The sequence below is a fragment of the Candidatus Kinetoplastibacterium blastocrithidii (ex Strigomonas culicis) genome, from assembly GCF_000319245.1.
In the GTDB taxonomy this organism is placed as follows: domain Bacteria; phylum Pseudomonadota; class Gammaproteobacteria; order Burkholderiales; family Burkholderiaceae_B; genus Kinetoplastidibacterium; species Kinetoplastidibacterium blastocrithidiae.
On sequence record NC_019814.1, the window covers coordinates 448,383 to 471,901 of the forward strand.

Annotated in this window: 22 protein-coding genes; 15 read left to right on the forward strand and 7 right to left on the reverse strand. The window is 31.5% G+C overall.

The features are described 5' to 3' along the window. Window positions 1–3: 3 nt before the first annotated feature. Genes kdsB through lpxK form a run of 3 tightly spaced genes read right to left on the reverse strand, consistent with a single transcriptional unit; the run spans window position 4 to window position 2,120 of the window. Window positions 4–798, reverse strand: a complete 795-nt coding sequence (gene kdsB, locus CKBE_RS02235; protein WP_015390000.1) for a 3-deoxy-manno-octulosonate cytidylyltransferase — start codon at window positions 796–798, stop codon at window positions 4–6. Between the two features lie 10 nt (window positions 799–808). Beyond that, entirely contained in the window at window positions 809–970 is a 162-nt protein-coding gene (locus CKBE_RS03925; RefSeq protein WP_015390001.1) for a Trm112 family protein, read from the reverse strand. Window positions 971–1,007: 37 nt separating this feature from the next. Then, the gene (gene lpxK, locus CKBE_RS02240; RefSeq protein ID WP_015237969.1) at window positions 1,008–2,120 is read right to left on the reverse strand and encodes a tetraacyldisaccharide 4'-kinase; all 1,113 of its coding nucleotides are present in this window, start codon (window positions 2,118–2,120) and stop codon (window positions 1,008–1,010) included. 346 nt (window positions 2,121–2,466) lie between these two features. On the opposite strand from lpxK, the gene xseA reads away from it, so the two are divergent. Both xseA and CKBE_RS02250 read left to right on the forward strand, forming a co-directional pair. After that, on the forward strand, window positions 2,467–3,807 hold the full coding sequence (gene xseA / locus CKBE_RS02245) for an exodeoxyribonuclease VII large subunit (RefSeq protein WP_015237970.1): 1,341 nt from the start codon (window positions 2,467–2,469) through the stop codon (window positions 3,805–3,807). Window positions 3,808–3,842: 35 nt separating this feature from the next. Next, complete coding sequence (locus CKBE_RS02250; RefSeq protein WP_015390003.1) at window positions 3,843–4,424, forward strand: superoxide dismutase; 582 nt, start codon at window positions 3,843–3,845, stop codon at window positions 4,422–4,424. Between the two features lie 155 nt (window positions 4,425–4,579). Here the strand turns inward: CKBE_RS02250 and CKBE_RS02255 are convergent, their stop codons facing one another. Beyond that, window positions 4,580–4,828: a cold-shock protein gene (locus CKBE_RS02255; protein ID WP_015237972.1), complete on the reverse strand. Its 249-nt coding sequence runs from the start codon at window positions 4,826–4,828 to the stop codon at window positions 4,580–4,582. A 293-nt stretch (window positions 4,829–5,121) separates the two neighbouring features. Here CKBE_RS02255 and CKBE_RS02260 point away from each other — a divergent pair, with 293 nt between their 5' ends. The 8 genes from CKBE_RS02260 (at window position 5,122) to CKBE_RS02295 (ending at window position 10,750) form a co-directional block, all read left to right on the forward strand. Beyond that, window positions 5,122–5,385, forward strand: a complete 264-nt coding sequence (locus tag CKBE_RS02260) for an accessory factor UbiK family protein (RefSeq protein ID WP_015237973.1) — start codon at window positions 5,122–5,124, stop codon at window positions 5,383–5,385. Window positions 5,386–5,558: 173 nt separating this feature from the next. Next, a complete protein-coding gene (gene rpmI / locus CKBE_RS02265; protein ID WP_015390004.1) occupies window positions 5,559–5,756 on the forward strand; it encodes a 50S ribosomal protein L35 in 198 nt (65 codons plus the stop codon). Between the two features lie 17 nt (window positions 5,757–5,773). After that, a complete protein-coding gene (gene rplT, locus CKBE_RS02270) occupies window positions 5,774–6,127 on the forward strand; it encodes a 50S ribosomal protein L20 (RefSeq protein WP_015237974.1) in 354 nt (117 codons plus the stop codon). Window positions 6,128–6,187: 60 nt separating this feature from the next. Then, entirely contained in the window at window positions 6,188–7,207 is a 1,020-nt protein-coding gene (gene pheS / locus CKBE_RS02275) for a phenylalanine--tRNA ligase subunit alpha (RefSeq protein ID WP_015237975.1), read from the forward strand. A gap of 22 nt (window positions 7,208–7,229) precedes the next feature. Beyond that, window positions 7,230–9,644 (forward strand): phenylalanine--tRNA ligase subunit beta, encoded by a 2,415-nt coding sequence (gene pheT, locus CKBE_RS02280; RefSeq protein ID WP_015237976.1) that lies wholly within the window; start codon window positions 7,230–7,232, stop codon window positions 9,642–9,644. Between the two features lie 31 nt (window positions 9,645–9,675). Beyond that, window positions 9,676–9,981, forward strand: coding sequence for an integration host factor subunit alpha (locus CKBE_RS02285; protein ID WP_015237977.1), 306 nt, complete (start codon window positions 9,676–9,678; stop codon window positions 9,979–9,981). A 55-nt stretch (window positions 9,982–10,036) separates the two neighbouring features. Next, on the forward strand, window positions 10,037–10,417 hold the full coding sequence (locus tag CKBE_RS02290; RefSeq protein WP_015237978.1) for a MerR family transcriptional regulator: 381 nt from the start codon (window positions 10,037–10,039) through the stop codon (window positions 10,415–10,417). A 114-nt stretch (window positions 10,418–10,531) separates the two neighbouring features. Beyond that, window positions 10,532–10,750, forward strand: coding sequence for a hypothetical protein (locus CKBE_RS02295; RefSeq protein ID WP_015237979.1), 219 nt, complete (start codon window positions 10,532–10,534; stop codon window positions 10,748–10,750). Between the two features lie 271 nt (window positions 10,751–11,021). Here the strand turns inward: CKBE_RS02295 and folD are convergent, their stop codons facing one another. Further along, complete coding sequence (gene folD, locus CKBE_RS02300; protein ID WP_015237980.1) at window positions 11,022–11,879, reverse strand: bifunctional methylenetetrahydrofolate dehydrogenase/methenyltetrahydrofolate cyclohydrolase FolD; 858 nt, start codon at window positions 11,877–11,879, stop codon at window positions 11,022–11,024. Window positions 11,880–12,233: 354 nt separating this feature from the next. On the opposite strand from folD, the gene aceE reads away from it, so the two are divergent. From aceE to CKBE_RS02325, 5 genes are read left to right on the forward strand one after another with little or no spacing between them, the layout of a single operon-like run. Then, a complete protein-coding gene (gene aceE, locus CKBE_RS02305; protein WP_015237981.1) occupies window positions 12,234–14,936 on the forward strand; it encodes a pyruvate dehydrogenase (acetyl-transferring), homodimeric type in 2,703 nt (900 codons plus the stop codon). Window positions 14,937–14,944: 8 nt separating this feature from the next. Next, a complete protein-coding gene (locus CKBE_RS02310; protein WP_015390005.1) occupies window positions 14,945–16,219 on the forward strand; it encodes a dihydrolipoyllysine-residue acetyltransferase in 1,275 nt (424 codons plus the stop codon). Window positions 16,220–16,236: 17 nt separating this feature from the next. Beyond that, complete coding sequence (gene lpdA / locus CKBE_RS02315) at window positions 16,237–17,955, forward strand: dihydrolipoyl dehydrogenase (protein ID WP_015390006.1); 1,719 nt, start codon at window positions 16,237–16,239, stop codon at window positions 17,953–17,955. A gap of 4 nt (window positions 17,956–17,959) precedes the next feature. Continuing rightward, entirely contained in the window at window positions 17,960–19,189 is a 1,230-nt protein-coding gene (locus CKBE_RS02320; RefSeq protein WP_015237984.1) for a mechanosensitive ion channel family protein, read from the forward strand. Between the two features lie 44 nt (window positions 19,190–19,233). Further along, a complete protein-coding gene (locus CKBE_RS02325; protein WP_015237985.1) occupies window positions 19,234–20,856 on the forward strand; it encodes an NAD+ synthase in 1,623 nt (540 codons plus the stop codon). An 8-nt stretch (window positions 20,857–20,864) separates the two neighbouring features. Here the strand turns inward: CKBE_RS02325 and recJ are convergent, their stop codons facing one another. After that, the gene (gene recJ, locus CKBE_RS02330) at window positions 20,865–22,574 is read right to left on the reverse strand and encodes a single-stranded-DNA-specific exonuclease RecJ (RefSeq protein ID WP_015237986.1); all 1,710 of its coding nucleotides are present in this window, start codon (window positions 22,572–22,574) and stop codon (window positions 20,865–20,867) included. Continuing rightward, window positions 22,553–23,491 (reverse strand): hypothetical protein, encoded by a 939-nt coding sequence (locus CKBE_RS02335; RefSeq protein WP_015237987.1) that lies wholly within the window; start codon window positions 23,489–23,491, stop codon window positions 22,553–22,555. The genes recJ and CKBE_RS02335 overlap by 22 nt, the downstream gene beginning before the upstream one ends. Window positions 23,492–23,519: the final 28 nt, after the last annotated feature.

Genomic DNA, 23,519 nt, shown 5'->3' on the forward strand with positions numbered 1-23,519 from the left:
ATACTATTGACAACATATCTGCATTTTCTTGTTACATATATCTCTTGTTCTTTCTAAATCCTCAAGAGTATCTACTCCTGGACATAATTCTTCATTGATAATTTCAACTATTATTTTATAGCCATTTTCTAATGCTCGTAACTGTTCTAATGATTCAGATTCCTCTAATTCACCCTTTTTTATAAATGGATATTTTTTTAAAAATGATGATCTGTAAGCATACACTCCAATGTGCCCATATCCATATGTATCATTATATCTTTGATTATTCCATGGCACACTAGTCCTCGAAAAGTATAGTGCGTTATTCTTTAGATCACAAACTACTTTAACAATGTTTTTATTTAGCATATCTTTTTCATTGTTAATTTTAAATGCACATGTTGATATATGCGCTAACTTAGAGTTCTTTAATTTTTTTGCAACGGAGTTAATAACCTCTGGATCTATCAATGGTTCATCTCCTTGTACATTTACTATTATTTCATTATTCTTTAGTCTCAATATTCCTACAGATTCTGATAGTCTATCTGTTCCAGATTCATGATTAGATGATGTCATTATGCTCTTAAATCCGTATTTGTTTACAGTATTACAAATTTGTTCGCTATCTGTTGCAATATAGACTTCTTTCGCCATAGACAATGATGATTGCTGGGCTACTCTGACTATCATTGGAATGCCACATATATCTTTTAGTGGTTTGCCAGGTAGTCTAGTAGAGGACATTCTAGCAGGTATAATAACTATAAAACTATTATCTGATACTGTATCTTTTTTAATTGGTTTTATAACCATGGTTTTTATTCTAGATTTGTTTTGCCTGATCACATAGCATTATTGGTATACCCTCACGTATCTGAAATGCTATGTGATCAGCATTGCAAATAAGTTCAGTTTTTGTTTTATTGTATTGTAGTTTCCCACTGCATTTAGGGCAAACAAGGATATCGATAAATTTATCTTTCATAATTGTTTATTGTTAATTATTTAAACTGACCTGCATATTATAAATGATCTTTTAATTTCATGCTGGCTTGATACATTTGATTTGATAAATAATTAAAAAAAAATTTATCCGAAAATTCCGCATCTACACTTATTTCCCAGATCCTTGGATCTTCATAGTTTAGGCATTTAACGGCATCTTTGGATGTTATTAAAATAGCATCAGCTGATATGTTATAGAATAAAGATTTATCAAATTTGCAATGATCCTTTAATTTTATATATGATGATGGATATATCCAACAATCGTTAAGGGTTTTAATGAATCTTTCGTTATTTCCTATTCCTGATAATGCAACAATTTTTTTATAATAATTATTGCAGTTAAAATAACTTATCGGAAAATCCTTCTCTAATCCGCTTATGTTGTAAGCAAATTCTGGTTTTAGATACATGTTTATAGTGTAAGGCCTATTTTCTTGAAGATATATATTTGTTTCTTGCATTTCTTCGTAATTTATTCTATTGTTTACGATTGTGTTTGCTTGATTAAGCCTGACTGTCTGTTCTCTTAGTGGTCCAGACGGAATCAATCTGCCATTTCCTATCATTCTATTGTCTTGTACAATAATTTCAAAATCTCTAGCCATTGAAACGTGCTGTAATCCATCATCTGAAATGATAATATTAATATTTGGAAAATTATGTAACAGCGATTTTATTGCTATATCTCTTTTAGGATGCACGGAGATTGGGGCTCCTGTTTTTTTGGTGATTAATGTTGGCTCATCACCAAATTCTGAAAAACATACATTTTTACAGCCTACCTTTGGTCTATCTCCAACATCGATCCCATAACCTCTGCTAATAACTCCAGGTTCCCATCCTCTAGATTTTAGCTCTTTAGTTATTGATATAACAACAGGTGTTTTTCCTGTTCCTCCTATATAAATATTTCCTACAACAATAACTGGTACCCTGGCTCTAAAAATCCTGAGCATTTTTATTTTATACAAATAATTCTTAATAAATAAAAAAGATTTTGTTATATATGAAGCTGGATATAATATATTACTTATCAATCCCTTTTTCATCCATTGGTTATGTATATATTCAATAACTCTATTACAGTTTATTGATCTCATAACTAAAGCAAAGAAATTCTGCTTCATTGAATTAATTCTTTTACCATCATGGTTTGCTTACAAAATAGTAATATTATTATATAACAATTGTATTATTGCATCCCCATAAATTTATATATTAGACAGAGAAATACAAATGAAAATATATCCACAGATTTTGTGGATAATTCTGTTATTAACTTTACAAACATACTGTATTGCTTATTACTTTAGTAGTTTGTGCAATAATTATACACCTTTATAAAAAAAATTATATTTATCAATAAGATAGAATATAATTAGCTGCTTCTTAGCGTTATTTGATTATTTTTTGCTAAGGTATTAATAATGTTTATATACTATACAATTCTGTGGATATTTATTGGTTGATTGCATGAAAAATGATAGTAACGATGACTTAGATGATATTTTTACTGTTTCTGGTCTAAACAAGAAGGTTAGCTTATTACTTGAGAATGAAATTTCTTTAGTCTGGGTAAAAGGTGAGGTTTCTAATTTCATTATTGCTAATTCTGGTCATTGGTATTTTACCATGAAGGATAGTATTGCTTCAGTAAAAGTTGTCATGTTTAAGAGCAGGGCAAATGCAATTAAACAAAAACTTAAGGATGGGGATGAGATAGAAATTTATGCCAATGCTTCTTTATATGTGCCAAGAGGAGAGTATCAACTACAATCTCTCTTACTAAGAAAGTCAGGGATAGGTAGATTGCATGAGAAATTTTTGGCGCTAAAAAATAAATTATCTGAAGAGGGGTTATTTAAACAGGCAAATCGTCTGCCGAAATTAATACCAGTATCTATTGGAATAATAACTTCTCTGAATACAGCAGCTCTACGTGATGTCCTAGTTTCATTAAATAGAAGAGCTCCTTATGTTAAAATTGTCATATATCCTACCCCTGTCCAAGGAATAGATGCATCATTGAAGATATTGGAAAAAATTATCACTATCAATAATAGGATGGAAGTCGATACGTTATTATTAGTTCGTGGCGGTGGAAGCTTAGAAGATTTATGGTGTTTTAATGATGAATCTTTGGCGCGTGTTATAGCTAATAGCTCAATCCCTATAATAAGCGGCATAGGTCATGAAACGGATTTCACTATAGCTGACTTTGCTTCAGATTTAAGAGCTCCTACGCCTACTGCTGCTGCTGAGCTCTCTTGTTCTAATATTGTTGATCTAACAAACAAGATTAAATTTTTCTGTAGACATATATATAGATCTCAAAGATGTATAATAGATAACTGTTTTCAATGTTTAGATATATTATCCAGAAGGATTGTTTCTCCTTTAATAGATATTAAAATCTTCCTGGAAAGAATTAATGTTTTAAAAAAACTATTAGCCTCTTGTATTAGAGGCAAATTAGTTGAGCGTCGATCAAAATTTAATTTAATTGTAAATAGTTTGCATTTTAATGCTACCAATATTAGTATGGAAGCAAGGAGGTTATTTATATTGTCAGATAAACTTAGGAAAGTTTATCTTGATGGTGTCGCCTCGAGGCAAGCTGTGGTCCAATCTGCTATGGCTATTATTCATGCTTTTAATCCTGAAAATATTTTACATAAAGGTTATTCTGTAGTTCGTGACATTAATGGCAATGTGATTAAAAGTTATGATAGCGTGTCATCCGGACAAAAGCTAGAGATTCAATTATCAGATGGATTTATAGAAACCATAGTATATAGTAGCAAAAACAAGTAAAGTCTTTATCAATCTTTGAGGAGTTTTTTATAGTTATGAGTTACAATCTTCCGCCTTTACCATATGATGCTAGTTCCTTATCTCCATATATTTCTAAAGAAACGATAGAGTTTCATTATGGCAAACACCATAAGACTTATGTCGATAATTTGAATAATCTTATTTCTGATAATGAATTAAGTAAATTAAACCTGGATGATATTATTAAGAATTCTACTGGTGCCATATTTAATAATGCTGCTCAAATATGGAATCATAACTTTTATTGGAATAGTCTTTCACCTATTTTTAACCAACATCCATCTGATATTTTATTGAAATCAATAGAGTTGAAGTGGGGCAATTTTGAGAATTTTAAAGAATCTTTTACAAGATCAGCATTAAGTAATTTTGGTTCTGGATGGACTTGGCTTGTAAAGAAAACAGATGGTTCTTTGGATATAGTAAATACAAGCAATGCAAACACTCCTATTATTACTGAAGATAAGGCATTATTAACTTGTGATGTATGGGAGCATGCTTACTATATAGACTATCGTAATTCTAGAGCTAAGTACCTGGAAAACTTTTGGGAAATAATAAACTGGAATTTTGTGAGCTCTAATTTTTCTGGCTAGATGTGTTTTGGTGTTTTATGTAAACAAAAGACAACAATATACCAATATAGAGTTGTCCTTTGTTTGGTCTACGATAAATAGTTATTGAAAGTTTTCAATCTTAATTTCAATAAATATCCAATTAAGGCAACAACTGAGTAATTTCTCAAATTGTTTTAAGCTGATGTAATGTTAAGTGCTTGTTTTCCTTTAGGTCCTTGAACAGTTTCATAAGATACTTTCTGACCTTCTTTTAGTGTTTTAAAACCATCCATTTGAATTGATGAGAAGTGAGCAAATATCTCCTCCCCGCCGTTATCTGGAGTAATAAACCCAAAACCTTTAGCATCATTGAACCACTTTACAGTTCCTGTTGATTTGGTTTGGTTATGATCGGTATTAAATGTGTCGTTTGTACTAGACATGCAGACTGCCTCTTTAAATCACATGCTTGCAGATAAAAAAATAAAAATGAACAGAACCCCATCTAGCTATTACCTACGCAATAAGCTAAACAATGAGATTAAGCATTCCAACAACATGATAATGCTACGCTTTCCTTTGTCTAGTCAATAGAACGAGTGATACTTATAGTAATTTTTCGGTAAATATATCGTTATTCCAACACTTAAGGTTATTTTTACAACATATCCTGATATTTGCTTTATATTTTAAATATCTGGTAGAATTTTCATTATTTATTTTAGGCTCTAGTGTCATGAAAAAAAACAAATGGTTTGAGGGACTACAGGAAAATATAGGAAATAGCATTGTTAGCGGTGCTTCTAGCCTAAAGAAAGATATAGAAAACGGTATTAATCTCCTAGTAAATAATGCTGTATCTAAATTGGATTTAGTTACTAACGAAGAGCTAGAGTCTCAAGTAGAAATTCTAGAGTTTATTAGAGAAGAAATGTCTAGATTGAACAATATAATTGAAAATTTAGAATTACGCATAGAGGAATTGGAAAATAATAAATAAATTTAGGTCTAGTTTGTTTATTATTTCTGATGATAATGCTATAATTAAAGAGCACTTAGTCGCAAATGGCTAGGTGTTTAGTTTTTTATGAGAAGCAATTTGGTTAAAGTTTCGTATATTTAATATACGATCACCATTTTTGTTATATAACAACAATATTTTTAGGAACAATTATGCCTAAAATGAAAACCAAACGAGGCGCGGCGAAACGGTTTCAGTTTCGCAGTAGTGGTTCTATAAAGCGAGCACAGGCTTTTAAGCGTCATATTCTTACAAAGAAAAATACCAAGGTGAAGCGTCAATTACGTGGATCTACTGTGGTTCATGATTCGGATGTGGCCCTAGTTAGAGCCATGATGCCTTATGCTTAAATTAATGGAGAATTAATATGCCTCGCGTAAAACGTGGTGTTACTGCACACGCTCGTCATAAAAAAATTATCAGCGCAGCTAAAGGATATTTAGGTCGTCGTGGCAATGTCTTTAGAATAGCAAAACAAGCAGTCATGCGTGCTGGACAATATGCATACCGTGATCGTAGAAACAAAAAACGTACATTTAGATCGTTATGGATTACTCGTATAAATGCAGCAGTAAGAGAGCATGATCTAAACTACAGCACATTCATGTCTGGTTTAAAGAAAATTATGGTAGAAGTTGATCGTAAAGTGCTATCAGATATGGCCATAAATGATAAAAAAGGATTTTCTTTCTTAGTTCAGAAGGTAAAAGATATCTTATAAATTAATCTTTCTCTGTGAATATATTTCATATTACATTTGCAGAGAGAAAGTGTTTAGCAAATGAATTTATCACTAGATAATATTATTAAACAGGCTGAGTATGCATTTGAGTCGGCTAAAGATTCTACTGGCCTTGAGAATGCTAAAGCTCATTTTTTAGGCAAGAATGGTGTGTTTGCTTCGTTGCTTAAGGGTATTAGCAACGTAAGGTTGGAAGATAGAAGAGGTTATGGTTCTAGTATAAATTCTGCTAAGAAAAAGGTAGATTTTTTACTGTCTCGGCATAGGGAAAGATTGCTAAATAAAGAACTAGAGCTTCGTTGTTCCTCTGAAGAGATTGATGTTACATTACCTGGTAGAGGTTTAGTTTCAGGATCTGTGCATCCTATAATGCGTAGTTGGGAGAGAATTGAGAAGATATTTCGCTCCATCGGCTTTGATGTTATTGATGGACCAGAGCTAGAAACTGATTGGAATAATTTTACAGCATTAAATAGCCCTTTAGGACATCCTGCTCGTTCTATGCAAGATACTTTTTATTTGGATTTAAAAGATAAAAATGATTTGCAACTTCTTTTGCGAACTCATACTAGTCCTATGCAGGTTAGGTATTCAAGAACTAATAAGCCTCCAATCAAGATTATATCACCTGGTAAAACCTATAGGGTAGACAGCGACTCTACCCATTCACCTATGTTTCATCAAGTTGAAGGGTTATGGATAGATAGAAATGTATCATTCTCTGATCTTAAAGGGGTTTATACTAGTTTTTTAAAATGTTTTTTTGAAAATGATGATTTGAAAATAAGATTTCGCCCCTCATTTTTTCCATTTACTGAACCGTCAGCAGAGATAGACATGATGTTTACTACTGGATCTAATCGTGGAAAATGGTTAGAGATATCAGGTTCTGGGCAGGTTCATCCAAATGTTATTCGCAATTTTGGTTTAAATCCTGAGGATTATATGGGATTTGCATTTGGTTCTGGTCTAGAACGTCTCACAATGTTGCGCTATGGGATAAATGATTTACGTTGTTTTTACGAAAACGATCTACGTTTTTTGCGTCAAATTAGATAGATATTAAAATCGGTTTTTTATAATGCAATTTCCAGAATCATGGCTACGATCCATTGTTAATCCTAATATTACTAGTGATGATCTAGCTGAAAAGCTAACTATGGCAGGACTAGAAGTAGAGAACATATCATCTTCTGCAAATGCTTCCTCAAATAAGATTATATCAGTTAAAATACTAGACTTAAGTGCCTTATCTAAAGTTCATGATAATTGCTATATATGCACAGTAGACTGTGGTCCTTTGCATGGTATTTGTTATGCAATATCTAATATTTCTTCAGTTAGATCGGGAATGATTGTTCCAATGTTTTGGATAGAGCCCGACTCTCCTGTTTTTAATAAATATAAATCATCATCACTTAATATAAATTTAAACGGAATTATATGCTCCTCTGAAGAGCTTGGTGTTTTTAATAATATTAATAATTTATTTACCTTAGACAATGATTTTCTTCTGGGCATAGATCTAAATTATTTACTAAATATAGATAATATATTTACAATAAAATTAACTCCCAATAGAGCTGATTGTTTGTCTATTCTTGGTTTAGCTAGGGAAGTGTCTGCTATAACTGATACTAGTATTAATATTCCAAAATATAAATCTATATCAGAATCTATAAAGGATTTTTTGCCGATTGATATATCTTCCAATGGATTATGTGGTCATTATTCAGGTAGGGTTATTCGTAATGTAGATGCAAGCCTAGACACGCCTATTTGGATAAGATCCAGGTTAGAGAATTCCGGTCAAAAGAGTATTTCGGTATTAGTGGACATATCTAATTACTTAATGTTGGAGTTTGGTATACCATCACATATTTATGACCTAGATTCTATTAATGGTAGTTTATCTATTCGTTGGTCTCGCAATGGTGAGAGTATAAGTTTAATAGATGGCAAGAATCTTGTTTTTGATGAAAAGATAGGAGTTGTTAGTGATAATAATGGTCCTATTTGTTTAGCTGGAATAATGGGAGGTAAAAGGACATCTGTTGATATAGACACCAAGAATATATTTGTGGAATCTGCTTTTTGGTTTCCTGATGCTATTTTAGGAAAATCTAGGTTATATAAAATAAATTCTGAATCAGCATATAGATTTGAACGTGGTGTAGATTACTCTAGATCATTAGACTTTATTAATACCTTAACTAGTTTAATAGTAGAAATATGTGGTGGTGTTATTGGTCCTGTTTCTAAGTCAGTTAGGGAGCTTCCTAATAGAAATCCTGTAAAAATGAGGTTGTCTCGCTGTAAGATGGTTCTTGGTATATACATTACCATTAATGATATTAGTATCATATTTACAAAATTAGGTTTTAGCTTCAAGGAGAGTAACGAGGTTTTTATTGTTGACCCTCCAGCATATAGATTTGATATTTCAATAGAAGAGGATTTGATTGAGGAAGTAGCAAGAATGTATGGTTATGACAATATACCAGTCTCTCCTCCATTAACTTCTATTAAAATTTTACCTGTTTCTGAGAGCAAGTTAGATAGACATTATTTTAGTCATTTAATGGCTGATAGAGGCTATCAAGAGGTTATAAATTATAGTTTTGTTGATCCGGAATGGGAGCGTATATATTATAATAATCTAAATCCAATAAAGATACTAAATCCCATATCTAGTAACTTATCTGTTATGAGATCTGGTCTGATTGCTGGCTTGGTTAATAATATAATACATAATGCTAATAGACAATTGATTCGCGCTAGAGTTTTTGAGATAGGAAGGGTCTTTATCCGAGATAGTTCTATCATTGATAGTAATGATGATGTGGCTGGTATCCGTCAATCAGTTTTCATGGCAGGTGCTGCTTGGGGATCTGTTTTTGAGGAACAGTGGGGATTAAAGAAAAGATTAGTAGATTTTTATGATGTTAAATCAGACGTCGAATCTTTATTAGGAGATAATTCTTTAAACATAGAGTTTAAAAAATCTTTCCATAGTGCATTGCATCCTGGAAGAACTGCTAGTTTAGTACTAAGTGATAATAGCATAGCAGGATGGATCGGAGAGTTAAGTCCTAAAATAACTTTTGAAGCAGGATTATCGGCTCCTCCTATTGTTTTTGAGATTGATTTGAGATACTTAATTAACAGAAGTATACCTTATTTCAAGGAGTATTCAAGGCAACCAGTTGTGACAAGAGATTTATCTATATGGTTGGACTGTAGTATCGAATTTCAGTCAATTAAGGATATAATTAATATTTTAATAAAATCCGATGATAATATTTCAATTGTTAAGGATTTTATAATTTTTGATGTATGGAATGATATTAATGATCCCGTAAAAAAGCAAAAAAGTATTGCAATGCGCTTCTATATGCAAGACACGAAAACTTTAGATGAAGAAAGGGTTTCTTTGTGTATGAGTCTGATATTAGACAAATTAATACAGGTTTTTAATGTCAGTCAACGCGCATGAATTCCATTAAATTAATTGGGATGAGACTATAGTGCTAAAATCTAACACTCTAACTAAAGCTGAGTTAGTTATTTTATTGTTTGAGAGAACAGGATTAACTAAACGAGATTCAAGATTTATTGTAGAATGTTTTTTTGATGAAATAGCAAATTTTTTATATGAGGGACATAATTTCAAATTATCTGGTTTTGGTAATTTTCATTTACTAGATAAAATGCAACGTCCAGGAAGAAATCCTAAAACAGGTAAAGCATTTAATGTTTCTGCGCGTAGAGTTGTATCTTTCCATGCCAGCAACAAGTTAAAAAAAAAGATAAATAACAGAAATGGATTATAATTATAATATTTGTAATCTTGACTGCTAGTTAATATTTATTAGATTCGAGTTTTATATGATATCAAGAAATTTACCATCTATCCCATTGAAATCTTATTTCACAGTAAGAGAAGTATTAGATTTGTGTAAAATTGAGCAACATATATTAAGATATTGGGATAGCGAGTTTATTCAGCCTAAAATTGGGAATGTAAAGATTAATCGTAGATACTACAATAGAAAAGAAGTCTTTTTGATAAGGAGAATAAGAGATTTACTTTACAATAAAGGATTTACAATCCATAGAGTAAAGAATTTATTATCTAATGTTAAAGACTGCTCTTATTACGATCTTAATTGTGCTGTAAATTTAACTGGGTCTGAGTTAAATATCTTAAACAAAGAAATAGAGAGCACTATTAGTCTATTAAAAGAAGCAATTATAGATTCTGAGTAATAATTAAAAATTGCAAAATATTTTAGTTGTCGTTTTCTCTAATATGTATGCTTTTTATAATATAGTATATGAAGCTGTATTCGGGTTTTCTATTTATAGTGGGGTAGTCATGTTATGTGTTTTTATAGTCAAGACGTATTGGTAGATATATCGACTGCTGCTATGGATACTGGTGGTTATGGTGTGTTTCTAACAATAACATCAGACAGCGGTTCTAAAGTTGATAATGTTTTTTCATATTTGGGTGATTGTGAATCCTTATATGAAGCAGTTAGTTTAGCTGAAATATTTGCTAATAAATGGATAGATGAGAATTTAATTTCAAATTCTTAAAAGTACTCATCAGATTATAATATCTTTAGTATGCTATTATTTAATTGAGTTCTATTTTCGTTTGCTATTATATATCAATACAAAATATCTAATAGTTTTATTTATAAAATCAAATAAAAGTAAAAATAGCATATCCCATGATAAAAGAGTTATCTATTGTTTCGAAATTATTTTATTATACTTGATTATGTTAATTGTCATAAATGTTATATCTCTATACATAATCTTCTTGTTATAGTAAATATTTACTAATGTATAGAGAATATAATTGCTATTGGGTTTTAATTGATCTTTCTGATGATTCAACTGTATTTGTTAAAAGCATTGCTATTGTCATCGGGCCAACTCCTCCTGGAACTGGGGTTATGTAGCCGGCAATGTTTTTTACTGATGGAAAATCAATATCACCACATATTTTGTTTTCTGAGTTTCTATTTATACCAACATCTATTAATGTAGCTCCATATTTAATCATTGAGCCATTGATTATTCCTGGTTTGCCGACAGCTGCTATTATTATATCTGCTCTTTTTGTATGCAATTCAAGATTTTTTGTTTTTGAGTTGCATATTGTTACTGTAGCGCCTTCTTTAAGCATAAGCATTGCTATAGGTTTTCCTACAATATTGCTTGCTCCAACTACAACAACTTCCGATCCTCTAATGTTAATCTTCTCGTTTTTCAAAATTTGCATTATTCCATATGGAGTGCAGGGGCAAAACAACGGATTTCCTGTCATTAATAGTCCTGCATTTATAACATTAAATCCATCTACATCTTTATTATGATCTATTGCTTCTATTACCTTGTTGGTATCAATATGTTTAGGTAATGGTAATTGTACAAGAATCCCATTTATTTTATTGTCTTCATTTAATCTATGAATATGATTTAGTAATTCACTTTCTGTTATGTTTTCCGGATAATTTTCTTGTTTTGATAGTACTCCAACTCTTTCACATGCCTTAACTTTATTTTTAACATAGATTTGTGAGGCGCTGCTTTCACCAACAAGTATTACAGCCAATCCTGGTGTTGTTCCGATATTTTTTAGTTTTTTTATTCTATTTTCTAGATCATCATATATACGTTTTGATAATGCAAGACCATCTATTATTTTAGTATCCATGCTTATTAACCTATTTTGTTGAATGAAAGTATGCATTTATTAAGTTAAGTTTATTTAGCATAAGTATTTATTTTATATATTGTAAATAACCGACTGCTTATAGATAATATATCATCTTTCTTATTTAAAATTAAATCAAAAATAAGATTTTGATTTATAAGTACAATTAAGCTTAAAGATATATAATTATGTGAAATTATAGTTTTTATTTAAAGCTTCGTGTTTGATGTTATTTTTTTGGTCACAGAGCTATAACGAAAACGTGAGATATTTATCATTATTAGTATTGCTTTTGAAATTATTTTAGAACGATTATTTTATTTGAGATACTAATCAAACCTGGAGATATATAGCATGTCCTCTTTGTATCAAAATTCAGATAAAACAGAAGATGATAATAATCAAGAACGGAGAGAATGGTTAGAATCATTAGAAGCTGTTTTGAGTAATAAGGGGCCAGAACAAGCTCGTAGCTTGGTAGAAAGCTTAGTTGAGAAATTACGTAGTGTCGGTATAAAAACACCAATTTCATTGAATACTGACTATGTTAATACAATACCTGTTCATTTACAGTCAGTTCATCCTGGCAACTTAAAAATAGAATCTAGAATAAATGCATATATTCGTTGGAATGCTATGGCAATGGTTGTTAAAGCAAATTGCCATAATCCAGAAGATGGCGGTAGTTTAGGTGGGCATATATCATCATTTGCTTCCTTGGCGACTATGATTGCTTGTGGTTATAATCATTTCTGGAAATCTGATAGTACAGATAAATGTGGTGATTTAGTGTATTTTCAAGGCCACTCTTCCCCTGGAATATATAGCAGAGCTTATTTGGAAGGGTTCTTGTCTGAGAAACATCTTGATAATTTCCGTCAAGAGATTTGTGGTAATGGACTTCCGTCATATCCTCATCCACGATTGATGCCTGATTTCTGGCAATTTCCAACAGTATCTGTTGGTTTAAGTCCAATTATGGCTATATACCAAGCTCGTTTTTTAAAGTATTTGCACGCTAGAGGGATTCTTGATACTAGTGATCGCAAGGTATGGGTATTTTGTGGCGATGGAGAAATGGATGAGCCTGAGTCATTAGGGGCTATTTCTTTAGCATCAAGAGAAAATCTAGATAATTTAATTTTTGTAGTAAATTGTAATCTTCAGCGTTTAGATGGACCAGTTCGTGGTAATGGGAAAATAATTCAAGAATTAGAAAGAATATTTATTGGAGCAGGATGGAATGTAATAAAGCTTGTTTGGGGAGGTTATTGGGACTCTTTGTTAGACAATGACAAGGATGGAATACTTAGAAAAGTAATGCAAGAGACTGTTGATGGTGAGTATCAAGCTTATAAGGCTAATGACGGAAAGTTTGTAAGAGATAATTTTTTCTCAAAACATCCAAGACTATTAGAATCTGTCTCGCATATGAGTGATAGTGAAATATGGCGATTAAACAGAGGCGGACATGATCCTAATAAGGTTTATGCTGCTTTTGATGCGGCTAATAAACACACTGGACAACCCAGCATTATATTAGCTAAAACTATAAAAGGATATGGAGTAGGTCACTTTAGTCAATCTAAAAATGCAACTCATCAACATAAAAAGTTAGATCTAGACTCTATACGCGAATTTAGAGATCGTTTTGGCATTCCTGTTCCTGACGACAAGTTAGCAGATTTACCATATTTTAAGCCATCAGAAGATTCTCCTGAAATGAAATATATGAGAGATCGTCGACAAGAACTTGGAGGTTATATGCCACGTAGACGACAAGAGTCTGATAATGTTCCTAAGGTTCCATCTTTAGAAAATTTTAGGAGTGTGCTTGATCCAACCTCTAATGGTCGTGAAATATCAACAACTCAAGCTTTTGTTAGAATTTTAAATAGCATATTACGTAATAAGGACATAGGCCCAAGAGTTGTTCCTATATTGGCAGATGAGTCACGAACTTTTGGCATGGAGGGTTTATTTAGACAACTAGGAATATACACACCTGGTGGGCAACAATATGAGCCTGTTGATAAAGATCAAGTTATGTATTATAGAGAAACTAGTGATGGGCAGCTTTTGCAAGAAGGTATTAATGAGGCTGGTGCAATGAGTTCTTGGATTGCTGCTGCCACTTCCTATTCTACGAACAATTATACAATGATTCCATTCTTCATTTATTATTCTATGTTTGGTTTTCAGAGAGTTTGTGATTTAGCATGGGCCGCTGCTGATATGAAAGCAAGAGGATTTTTACTTGGCGGAACTTCTGGCAGGACTACCCTTAATGGTGAGGGCTTACAGCATGAGGATGGACATAGTCATATAATAGCATCCACAATACCAAGCTGTGTTTCATATGATCCTGCTTTTGCACACGAGCTAGCAGTTATTATACAAAGTGGCCTAAAGCGCATGGTAGAGGATCAGGAAGACGTTTATTACTATATAACTCTTATGAATGAGAATTACTCACAACCAGGTTTGATTGACGGTGATGAAGATGGTATATTGAAAGGGATGTATAAGTTTCGTTCTCTAGGATCTTATAAAAATAGAGTTCAATTATTAGGATCAGGTGCTATATTAAGGGAGTCTATTGTTGCTCAAGATTTGCTAGAAGAGGATTGGAGTATTTCTTCTGATGTTTGGAGTGTAACTAGTTTTACAGAATTAAGACGTAATGGCTTAGATATAGAGCGTTATAATTTGTTGCAAAAGTCATTAGATTCTTATAAGGTTCCTTATTTTACAGAAAAACTTTTAGATTCATCAGGTCCTATTATAGCTTCTACAGATTATATGAAATCTTTTGCTGATCAAGTAAGACCTTTTATTCCTAAAGGTAGGGATTATTATGTTCTTGGTACTGATGGTTTTGGAAGATCAGATTTTAGATTTAAATTAAGAGATTATTTTGAGGTAGATCGTTACTATATTGTCTTAAGTGCTTTGAAAGCACTTGCTTATAATGGGGTAATAGGATCTGATATTCCATATAAAGCTATCGTAAAATATGGTATCAATCCTGATAAAATTAATCCTCATAGGGTTTAGGATAAAATATGACTGAAGTAATACAATTCAATATGCCAGATGTTGGTGATTCTAAAGATTTTGAAGTAATTGAGATAATGGTTTCAGTTGGAGATAAAGTTTGTGTAGAACAAAGCTTGATAACAGTTGAATCAGAAAAAGCTTCAATGGAAGTTCCTTCTACAGTGGAAGGTATAGTTAGGTCTATTATTGTAAAGATTGGAGATAAAATATCAGAGAATTCTCCTATTTTGTCGTTGGAGGTTGAAACAATCAATGATTTAAATGTTTCTAATAACAGTTTTATTGATAGTAAAAGTAAATATAAACCAAGTAAGCATTCAGATGAAATTCTTGAGAATAGTAATAGTTATACTCAAAATATTACTATTCCTAATGAAGATATTAGTGTTTACGCATCTCCTTCCATTAGAAAATTAGCTAGAGATCTTGGCATCGATATATCATTGGTAATTGGAACAGGAAAAAAAGGTCGTATACTACGTGAAGATATTAATAAATTTATAAGGAATAAACTTCTTAAAGATAGTTCTAATAATCTCAACAAAAGCTCTTACAATGTTCCTAGTATTGATTTTTCAAAATTTGGTGATATAAATATTAAAGCATTGAGTCGCATTGGAAAAATTTCTGCCTCAAAATTACATAGCAATTGGGTTAACATACCACATGTTACTAATAATGATGAAGCAGATATAACTGATCTTGAATTATTCCGTAAAAAGATAAATGAGGAAAATTCCAATGAAGGTAATAATACAAAGCTTACGTTGCTTCCATTTATAGTAAAAGCAGTTATTTCCTCATTAAAAAAATTCAAAAATATAAACTCATCTCTGGATGGGGATAATATTGTACTAAAAAATTACTATAATATAGGGATAGCGGTCGATACTGATCATGGGTTAGTTGTTCCTGTAATTCGGAATGCAGATAAAAAAGGGTTGTTTGAGCTATCTGCAGATATTGTTTCATTATCAAAAAAAGCTCGTAGTGGGTCGTTATTACCAGCAGAAATGCAAGGTGGTTGTTTCTCCATATCTTCTTTAGGTGGGATTGGAGGAACTTCATTTACTCCAATAATTAATGCGCCTGAGGTGGCTATACTTGGTATTTCTAAAGCTTTTATTAAACCAATATGGGATGGAAAGCAGTTTATTCCAAAGTTAATAATGCCAATATCATTATCCTATGATCATAGAGTTATTGATGGAGCACTAGCTGCTAGGTTTAATGTTTATTTATGTAATCTCCTGAATGACTTTCGTCGTGTGTTTTTGTAAACAATATATTAATTAACATGAACAATATTTATACAATAAAAGTACCAAGTTTGGGTGATATAACCAAGGCCCATGTAATAGAAGTTCTAGTTTCAGTAGGTGAATCTATAGATAATGGCCAGGATTTGATAATTTTGGAGTCTGAGAAATCAGTAATGAGTGTTCCATCTACTTGCAAAGGGATTATTAAGAATATAAGCGTACAGAATGGAGACATTGTACAATCTGGTACTACTTTTATGGAAGTTATTGTTGATCGATATGTTGGTTCTAGTAATGAATATAATAATATCTCAGCCCATAATACTAGTAATGTTTCTGAAGTATATTGTGATGTGCTAGTACTCGGTTCAGGTCCAGGTGGTTACTCTGCAGCATTTCGCGCTGCAGATCTAGGTCTAACGACAGTTATGGTAGAAAAACATTCTTCTTTAGGTGGTGTGTGTTTGAATGTCGGTTGTATACCAACTAAAACTTTATTACATAGTGTTTCTTTGTTGGATAGTGCAAAACATTTAAATAATATGGGTATTAGTATTGGTGAAATTAATATAGATGTAGAGAAACTAAATGACCATACAGATTCTATTAAATCAAGACTTTCTGATGGTTTGACTAGCATGTCAAAAATAAGGAAGGTTAATGTAATTAAAGGAACTGGAGAATTTATTGATTCAAATAGTTTGTATGTTAAATCTAAGGATGAATCTCCTGATAGTATGATTCATTTTCAGTATGCAATTATAGCCACTGGTAGCAATCCAATAACTATGCCATTTCTTCCAAAAGATGAGAGGGTAGTAGATTCTACTGGAGCTTTAAAATTATCAAAGATACCTGAAAAAATGTTGTTGATCGGAGGTGGTATAATAAGCCTTGAGATAGGAACTATTTATTCTTCATTGGGAGCTAATATTGATTTAGTTGAAATATCTGATAGTTTAATATCTGGAGCTGATAGGGATTTAGTAAATGCATGGTATAAGGTTAATTCTAAGCGTTTTGGTAATTTAATGCTAAATACTAAGGTTACCGGAGCTAAGTCTACAGAAAATGGCATTGAAGTTTATTTTGATGGGAAAGATGTTAAAAATAGCATTCGCTACGACCTCATTTTACAGGCTATTGGCAGAAAACCTAATAGTTCTAATATAGGAATAGAAAAGATTGGTATTGTGGTAGATGATTGTGGTTATATTATTGTTGATAGTCAAATGCGTACAAATGTGAATAATATATTTGCTATAGGTGATGTAACTGGCAATCCAATGTTAGCTCATAAGGCAGTTCATGAGGCACATATTGCAGCTGAGAATGTTTCTGGGAAAAATGTATTTTTTGATGCCAAGGTTATTCCTTCTGTCGCTTACACCAATCCAGAGATAGCTTGGGTTGGCTTAACTGAAGATGAAGCTAAGAAAAGAGAGATAAAGATAAAAAAAGGTATTTTCCCTTGGGGTGCTTCTGGTAGGGCTATATCCATGGGTGCAGATCAAGGATTAACAAAACTGATATTCGACTCTAAAGATGATCGTATACTTGGTGGTGGTATTGTTGGGGCTCATGCTGGTGATTTAATTGGTGAAATAGCATTAGCAATTGAAATGGGATCAGATGTTTTTGATATAGCCAAAACAATTCATCCTCATCCTACTTTAATTGAATCTATTTGCATGGCTTCTGAGTCAGCTATGGGCACTTGTACTGATTTACCACCATCATTAGCTGGCAAATAGTTTTATGGCAATTATTGAGTTTTTTATATACTACATTACGAAACAATGCTGGTTTCAAAGCTTTTTGGGTATTTTGATACTAATACTAGTGTCACTATTACTACAGGTTATTTTAGGACATTTAATCTTAAACATCGCTAATAGATTGTTGTTTTTTGGTGGGCATGATGACTGGAATAATTCTCTGGTCAAACATAATATATATAAGTATATAAGATGTCTAGTGCCGCTATTTGTTGTTTCAGGAGGCATAGGACTTATTCCTCATATAGATAAGTTTGCTGATTTGGTAGGACGTTTGGCTAGAGCTTCTGTTTGTATATGTTTTTTTCTGATTTTGGGAGGAATTTTAAGTGTAGTGCAGGATAGATATTCTTTTAGTACTATGGCCCAAACACGTTCTATTAAAGGATATATACAGATAGGTAAATTATTACTTGCTGTTATATGTATTATATTGGTTTTATCTATATTGATAGATCGTTCTCCTTTATTAATGATTTCTGGTTTGGGTGCTTTATCTGCAGTGTTGTTATTAGTATTTAAAGACACTTTGTTATCATTAGTTGCTAGTACTCAACTTATAAGTAACGATATGCTCAGGATAGGTGATTGGATTGAAATGCCTCAATCTAATGCTGATGGTTTTGTGAGAGATATAGCATTGCATACAGTTAAAGTTCAAAATTGGGATAATACATTTACCACTGTTCCAACTTATAAGTTGTTTTCTGAAAGCTATAGAAATTATAGACAAATGTTTGAGTCTGGCGGCAGACGTATAAAAAGAAGTATAAATATTGATATCAAAAGCATAAAATTTTTAAATTTCAATGAAATTAGATATTTAATGCATTTTAAGTTATTAGATGGATATTTTAACTCTAGATCACATGAGCTGGGATCATTAGATTGTAATTATGATAATCTTGATAAAACAGATAAAACAAATATTACTAATATCAGTATTTTTAGGCATTACGCCCTAGCTTTCTTAAAATCACACCATGAGTTACGTAAGGATATGACTATGGTTGTACGCATGTTGGACCCCAAGCCTGAAGGTGTTCCATTAGAAATATATTGTTTTACGTCGCTAACAGCTTGGATCGAACATGAACGTATACAGGGTGATGTTTTTGATCACTTAATTACAATTTTACCTGAGTTCAAATTGCTAATGTATCAAAAACCTTCTGGGTCTGATTTTGTAAATTTTAGATGTATAGCTTAATTATATTATTTGATTTTTTATTTAATTATAGGTCGAGTTAATTCATGGATACTGTTAAGATAGCCATAGCACAAATAAATTCTTGCGTTGGGGACATTAGTGGTAATGCTGCTAAGGTATTATCATCAGCAGATTCTGCTTGTAATGATGGGGTTGATTTGCTGCTTACTCCGGAGCTTGTAATTACAGGATACCCTCCAGAAGACCTATTATTTAACATTGATTTTATTGAGAATCAAAATATTGCTTTAAATAATTTAATAAACGAATCCAGGAAATTTAAAGAATTATATTTATTGATAGGTCATGTTAGTTTGATTTCTAACTCATTATATAATTCTGCATCGTTGATATATCAGGGCAATTTGATATTGACGTATTATAAGTGTGCCTTGCCTAATTATTCTATTTTTGATGAGAAAAGATATTTTAGTAATGGTAATAGACCATCTACATTTTCTATTAGGGGCATTAGTATTGGTATAATGATATGCGAAGACTTATGGTCCGATGATGTTATAAAAATGTATAACGGCATTAGTATTGATGTTTTAACTGTCTTAAATGCTTCTCCTTTTAATGTTGGTAAAGATGATAAAAGAATTGCTATTGCTAAAAAATCTGCCAAAGAGCTAAATTGTGATGTTGTATATGCTAATAGTGTAGGAGGTCAAGATGATCTTGTTTTTGACGGATCTTCTTTTATAATTAATAGAACAGGTAATTATTTAAGGAAACTACATTCATGGCGGGAAGATTATGGTTATTATGAAGTAGGAATTACTAAGGATATTTCTTATATTAAGAATGATTCTGAAGAATCTCAACTATGGAGCGCATTAGTTTTAGGCCTCAGGGATTATGTATATAAAAATAGATTTCCTGGTGTATTGCTTGGATTATCAGGTGGTATAGATTCAGCATTAGCACTATCAATAGCAGTAGATGCTATTGGTTTTGATAAGGTTAGTGCTATTATGATGCCATCTTTTTATACATCAGATATTTCCATAGAGGATTCATCATCTCTAGCGAGTAATTTGAAAATAGATTATAGAATTATTAATATCGATGATATAGTTTTATCATTCATTAAAGCCTTGTGCTTAATTCAACCTGATAATCTAATAGAAGAGAGAGAAAATTCTACATATGAAAATATCCAGGCCCGCATTAGAGGAGTATTATTAATGGCAATTTCTAATTCCAGTGGGAAATTAGTTTTAAACACTAGTAATAAGTCTGAAATTAGTGTTGGTTACTGCACTTTATATGGTGATGCAATAGGTGGTTTTTCTGTTCTTAAGGATATTTCTAAAGGCATGGTATATCGTTTAGCTAGGTGGTACAATAGAGATAAAGGAATTATACCAGAAAGAATTATATCAAGAGCTCCATCAGCTGAGTTAAGGCCTAATCAAACTGATCAAGATAGTTTGCCTCCTTATGATCTATTAGATAAGATATTAATGTTACATATTGAGAAAGGAAAAACCAAGAAAGAAATAATAGATTCTGGTTATAGTAGAGATATTGTTTTAGAAGTATTTAATCTATTACGTTCTAGCGAATATAAACGTTATCAATCACCTCCAGGAACAAGAGTAAGTGAACGTTCTTTTGGAAAAGACTGGCGATATCCTATAACAAATAATTTTAATGAATAAATATGATCTTATATAGTATATATATGCTCAAGCAATAGTTGTAAATTACTTTTACCATCCCATATGTTTTCATCGATTCTATATGTTGCTTTTATATTTTCTGGTAAATATTCCGTATGATTAAACCAAATGGCATCAAATTTCATTTTTTCTCTCATCAATATGAGCTTTTTATGAGTATCTTTAATGGTTTTTTGTGATATAACTTTAAAGCTATCAATAAATATAGGAGAAGGAAATCCCGATCCCCATACTTGTTTTTTTAATAAACGAGATATATCTAAATTTATATATTCAGTCTTAAGAGAGCCATCAGTTTCAATTGTTGGGGTTATTTTACTGTTGCTGGTTATTGTTTTAACGACGTTTTCAAATATTTCAGTAAATTCAAAATAGTTATTACTGTTTATTGTTAGTCCTGCAGCCATTGCATGTCCGCCAAATTGTTTTATTATATTGGGGTGATTTTTAGCAATTATATCCAATATATCTTTTATATTTAAATCCATTACGGACCTTGCCGATCCTCTTATTTCATTGTTTTCAGAATCTGCAAATACTATTGTTGGCTTCCAAAATCTTTCTTTTAATTTTGAGGCAACTAATCCAACTATTCCAGTATGCCATTTTTCATTATAAATACATATGGTATTTTTTCCTTCAAATTCATAATCAGCTATATCTGATAATGCTTCTTCATTCATCTTATTTTCTATGCATCTACGGCATTTATTAATATTATCTAGTTCTGTTGATATTTTTAGTGCTTCATCATAATTGTCTGTTATTAAGCATAATATACCCAGGCTCATATCATATAAACGTCCTGCTGCATTTAAACGTGGAGCTATATAGAATCCTAAGCTAGAGCTATCAGCATTATTTGTTTGTTTATTTGCTACTTTAAATAATGCTTTTATTCCTGGCTGAGCGCAACCATTCCTTATTCTATTTAAACCCTGTGTAACTAGCAAACGGTTATTAGCATCTAGTTTAACCATGTCCGCAATAGTTCCTAATGCTACCAGATCTACTAATTCATTTAGTTTGGGGCCTGTATTATTTCTATATATTTTACGCCTACGCATTTCCGCTCTAAGTTCTATCATTAGATAAAATATTACGCCTACACCTGATAAATTTTTAGATGGGAAGTTACAGTTAGGGTGATTAGGGTTTACAATCGACAATGCATTAGGAAGTTTTATTCCAGGTAGATGGTGATCTGTAACAATGACCTGGATGTTATTTTTATTAGCATATTCTATTCCATCAATACTTGATATCCCATTATCTACTGTGAGAATTATGTCAGGCTTAGATAGCTTATTTGATAATATTTGTTCTACAATATCTATTGACAGTCCATAACCATTTTTAAATCGATTAGGAACTATGAAATCAACATTTGCCCCCATTGCTCTCAGCGCCCTTATTCCTACAGCGCATGCTGTTGCCCCGTCACAATCATAATCTGCTACTATCAGTATTTTTTCACTTTTTGTTATAGCATCAGCTAAATGTCTTGCAGCTTTATTTGCTTGATTTAAATAGTTTGGTGGTATTAGTGATATCCATTCATACTGGACTTGGTTTATGTCTTTAATTCCTCTTGATGCCAATAATTTTGCTAAAAGAGGGTGTATCCCAAATTTTTCTAGCATGTTAGATAATTTTTTTTCTACAGGTCTTATTGTTACCCTAGGTAGTATTGCCATTTGTTTTTTCTACTATAGATTATTCTTTTGAATATGTTTAGATTTTTCAATGGTGATATTTCAATAGATCTATTTGTGCCAAATAACGTTAATTTTATATCCTTTTTTTGTTTATTATTTTTATCGTAAAGATGATTTTTCAATGAAAGGTCAATATCCTCTAATTTTTTTATCCATAATTCTATATTTTCATATATTTTTATATTTTCTAGATCATCTAATATTATACTTTCATGTTTATTGAAATCCCATGATAAAGCTCCACCGTATAGCCATAATGAGTTTATTGTTTCTAAGCCATTTTTGTTTCTATTAGTATTTACAGGATGCTTATTCCATACAATCTCTATCTCGTTTAGTAATTTTCTCCAGTTTCTTAGTTTATCGGTATAATCTAAAAAATTATTTATGTTTTTACCCGCTATTGCTTTAGGGCTAAATGATTTAGTATTAATACTATTTAATGGGAATATACGCCATCTTTCATTGGATATGAATTCAATTCTAAATTCAGATTTGAATATAGTAGGAAGTATGCTCTCATATAGAGATAAGCTTTCTTTTTTATTTAAATTTTCTATTGTTGGGTTTTGAATTACTGCTCCATTAATGCCAATTTCTAAATGAACTAGTTCTATTATCCAAACCGGATCAGGATCATTTGCTTTTGTTTTAGCGAGAAGAGGTCCTAGACCTGATGAAAATAACTTATTTTTATCATTCTTAAATCCACATCTCTTTAACTCCCATGTCTCAAAAGCTGTGCATCCATTTTCTTCTATATAGTTAGATAAATTTGATTCAGCATATGATTCGTTTATAAATCTATATAAATTAGGAGCATGAGATTGAATTAGGTCTAATAATTTGATATTCATTTCATTAGAAAAGATAAGCTCTGGTATTATAATATTCATTTATAGTAATATATTATATTATTGAAAA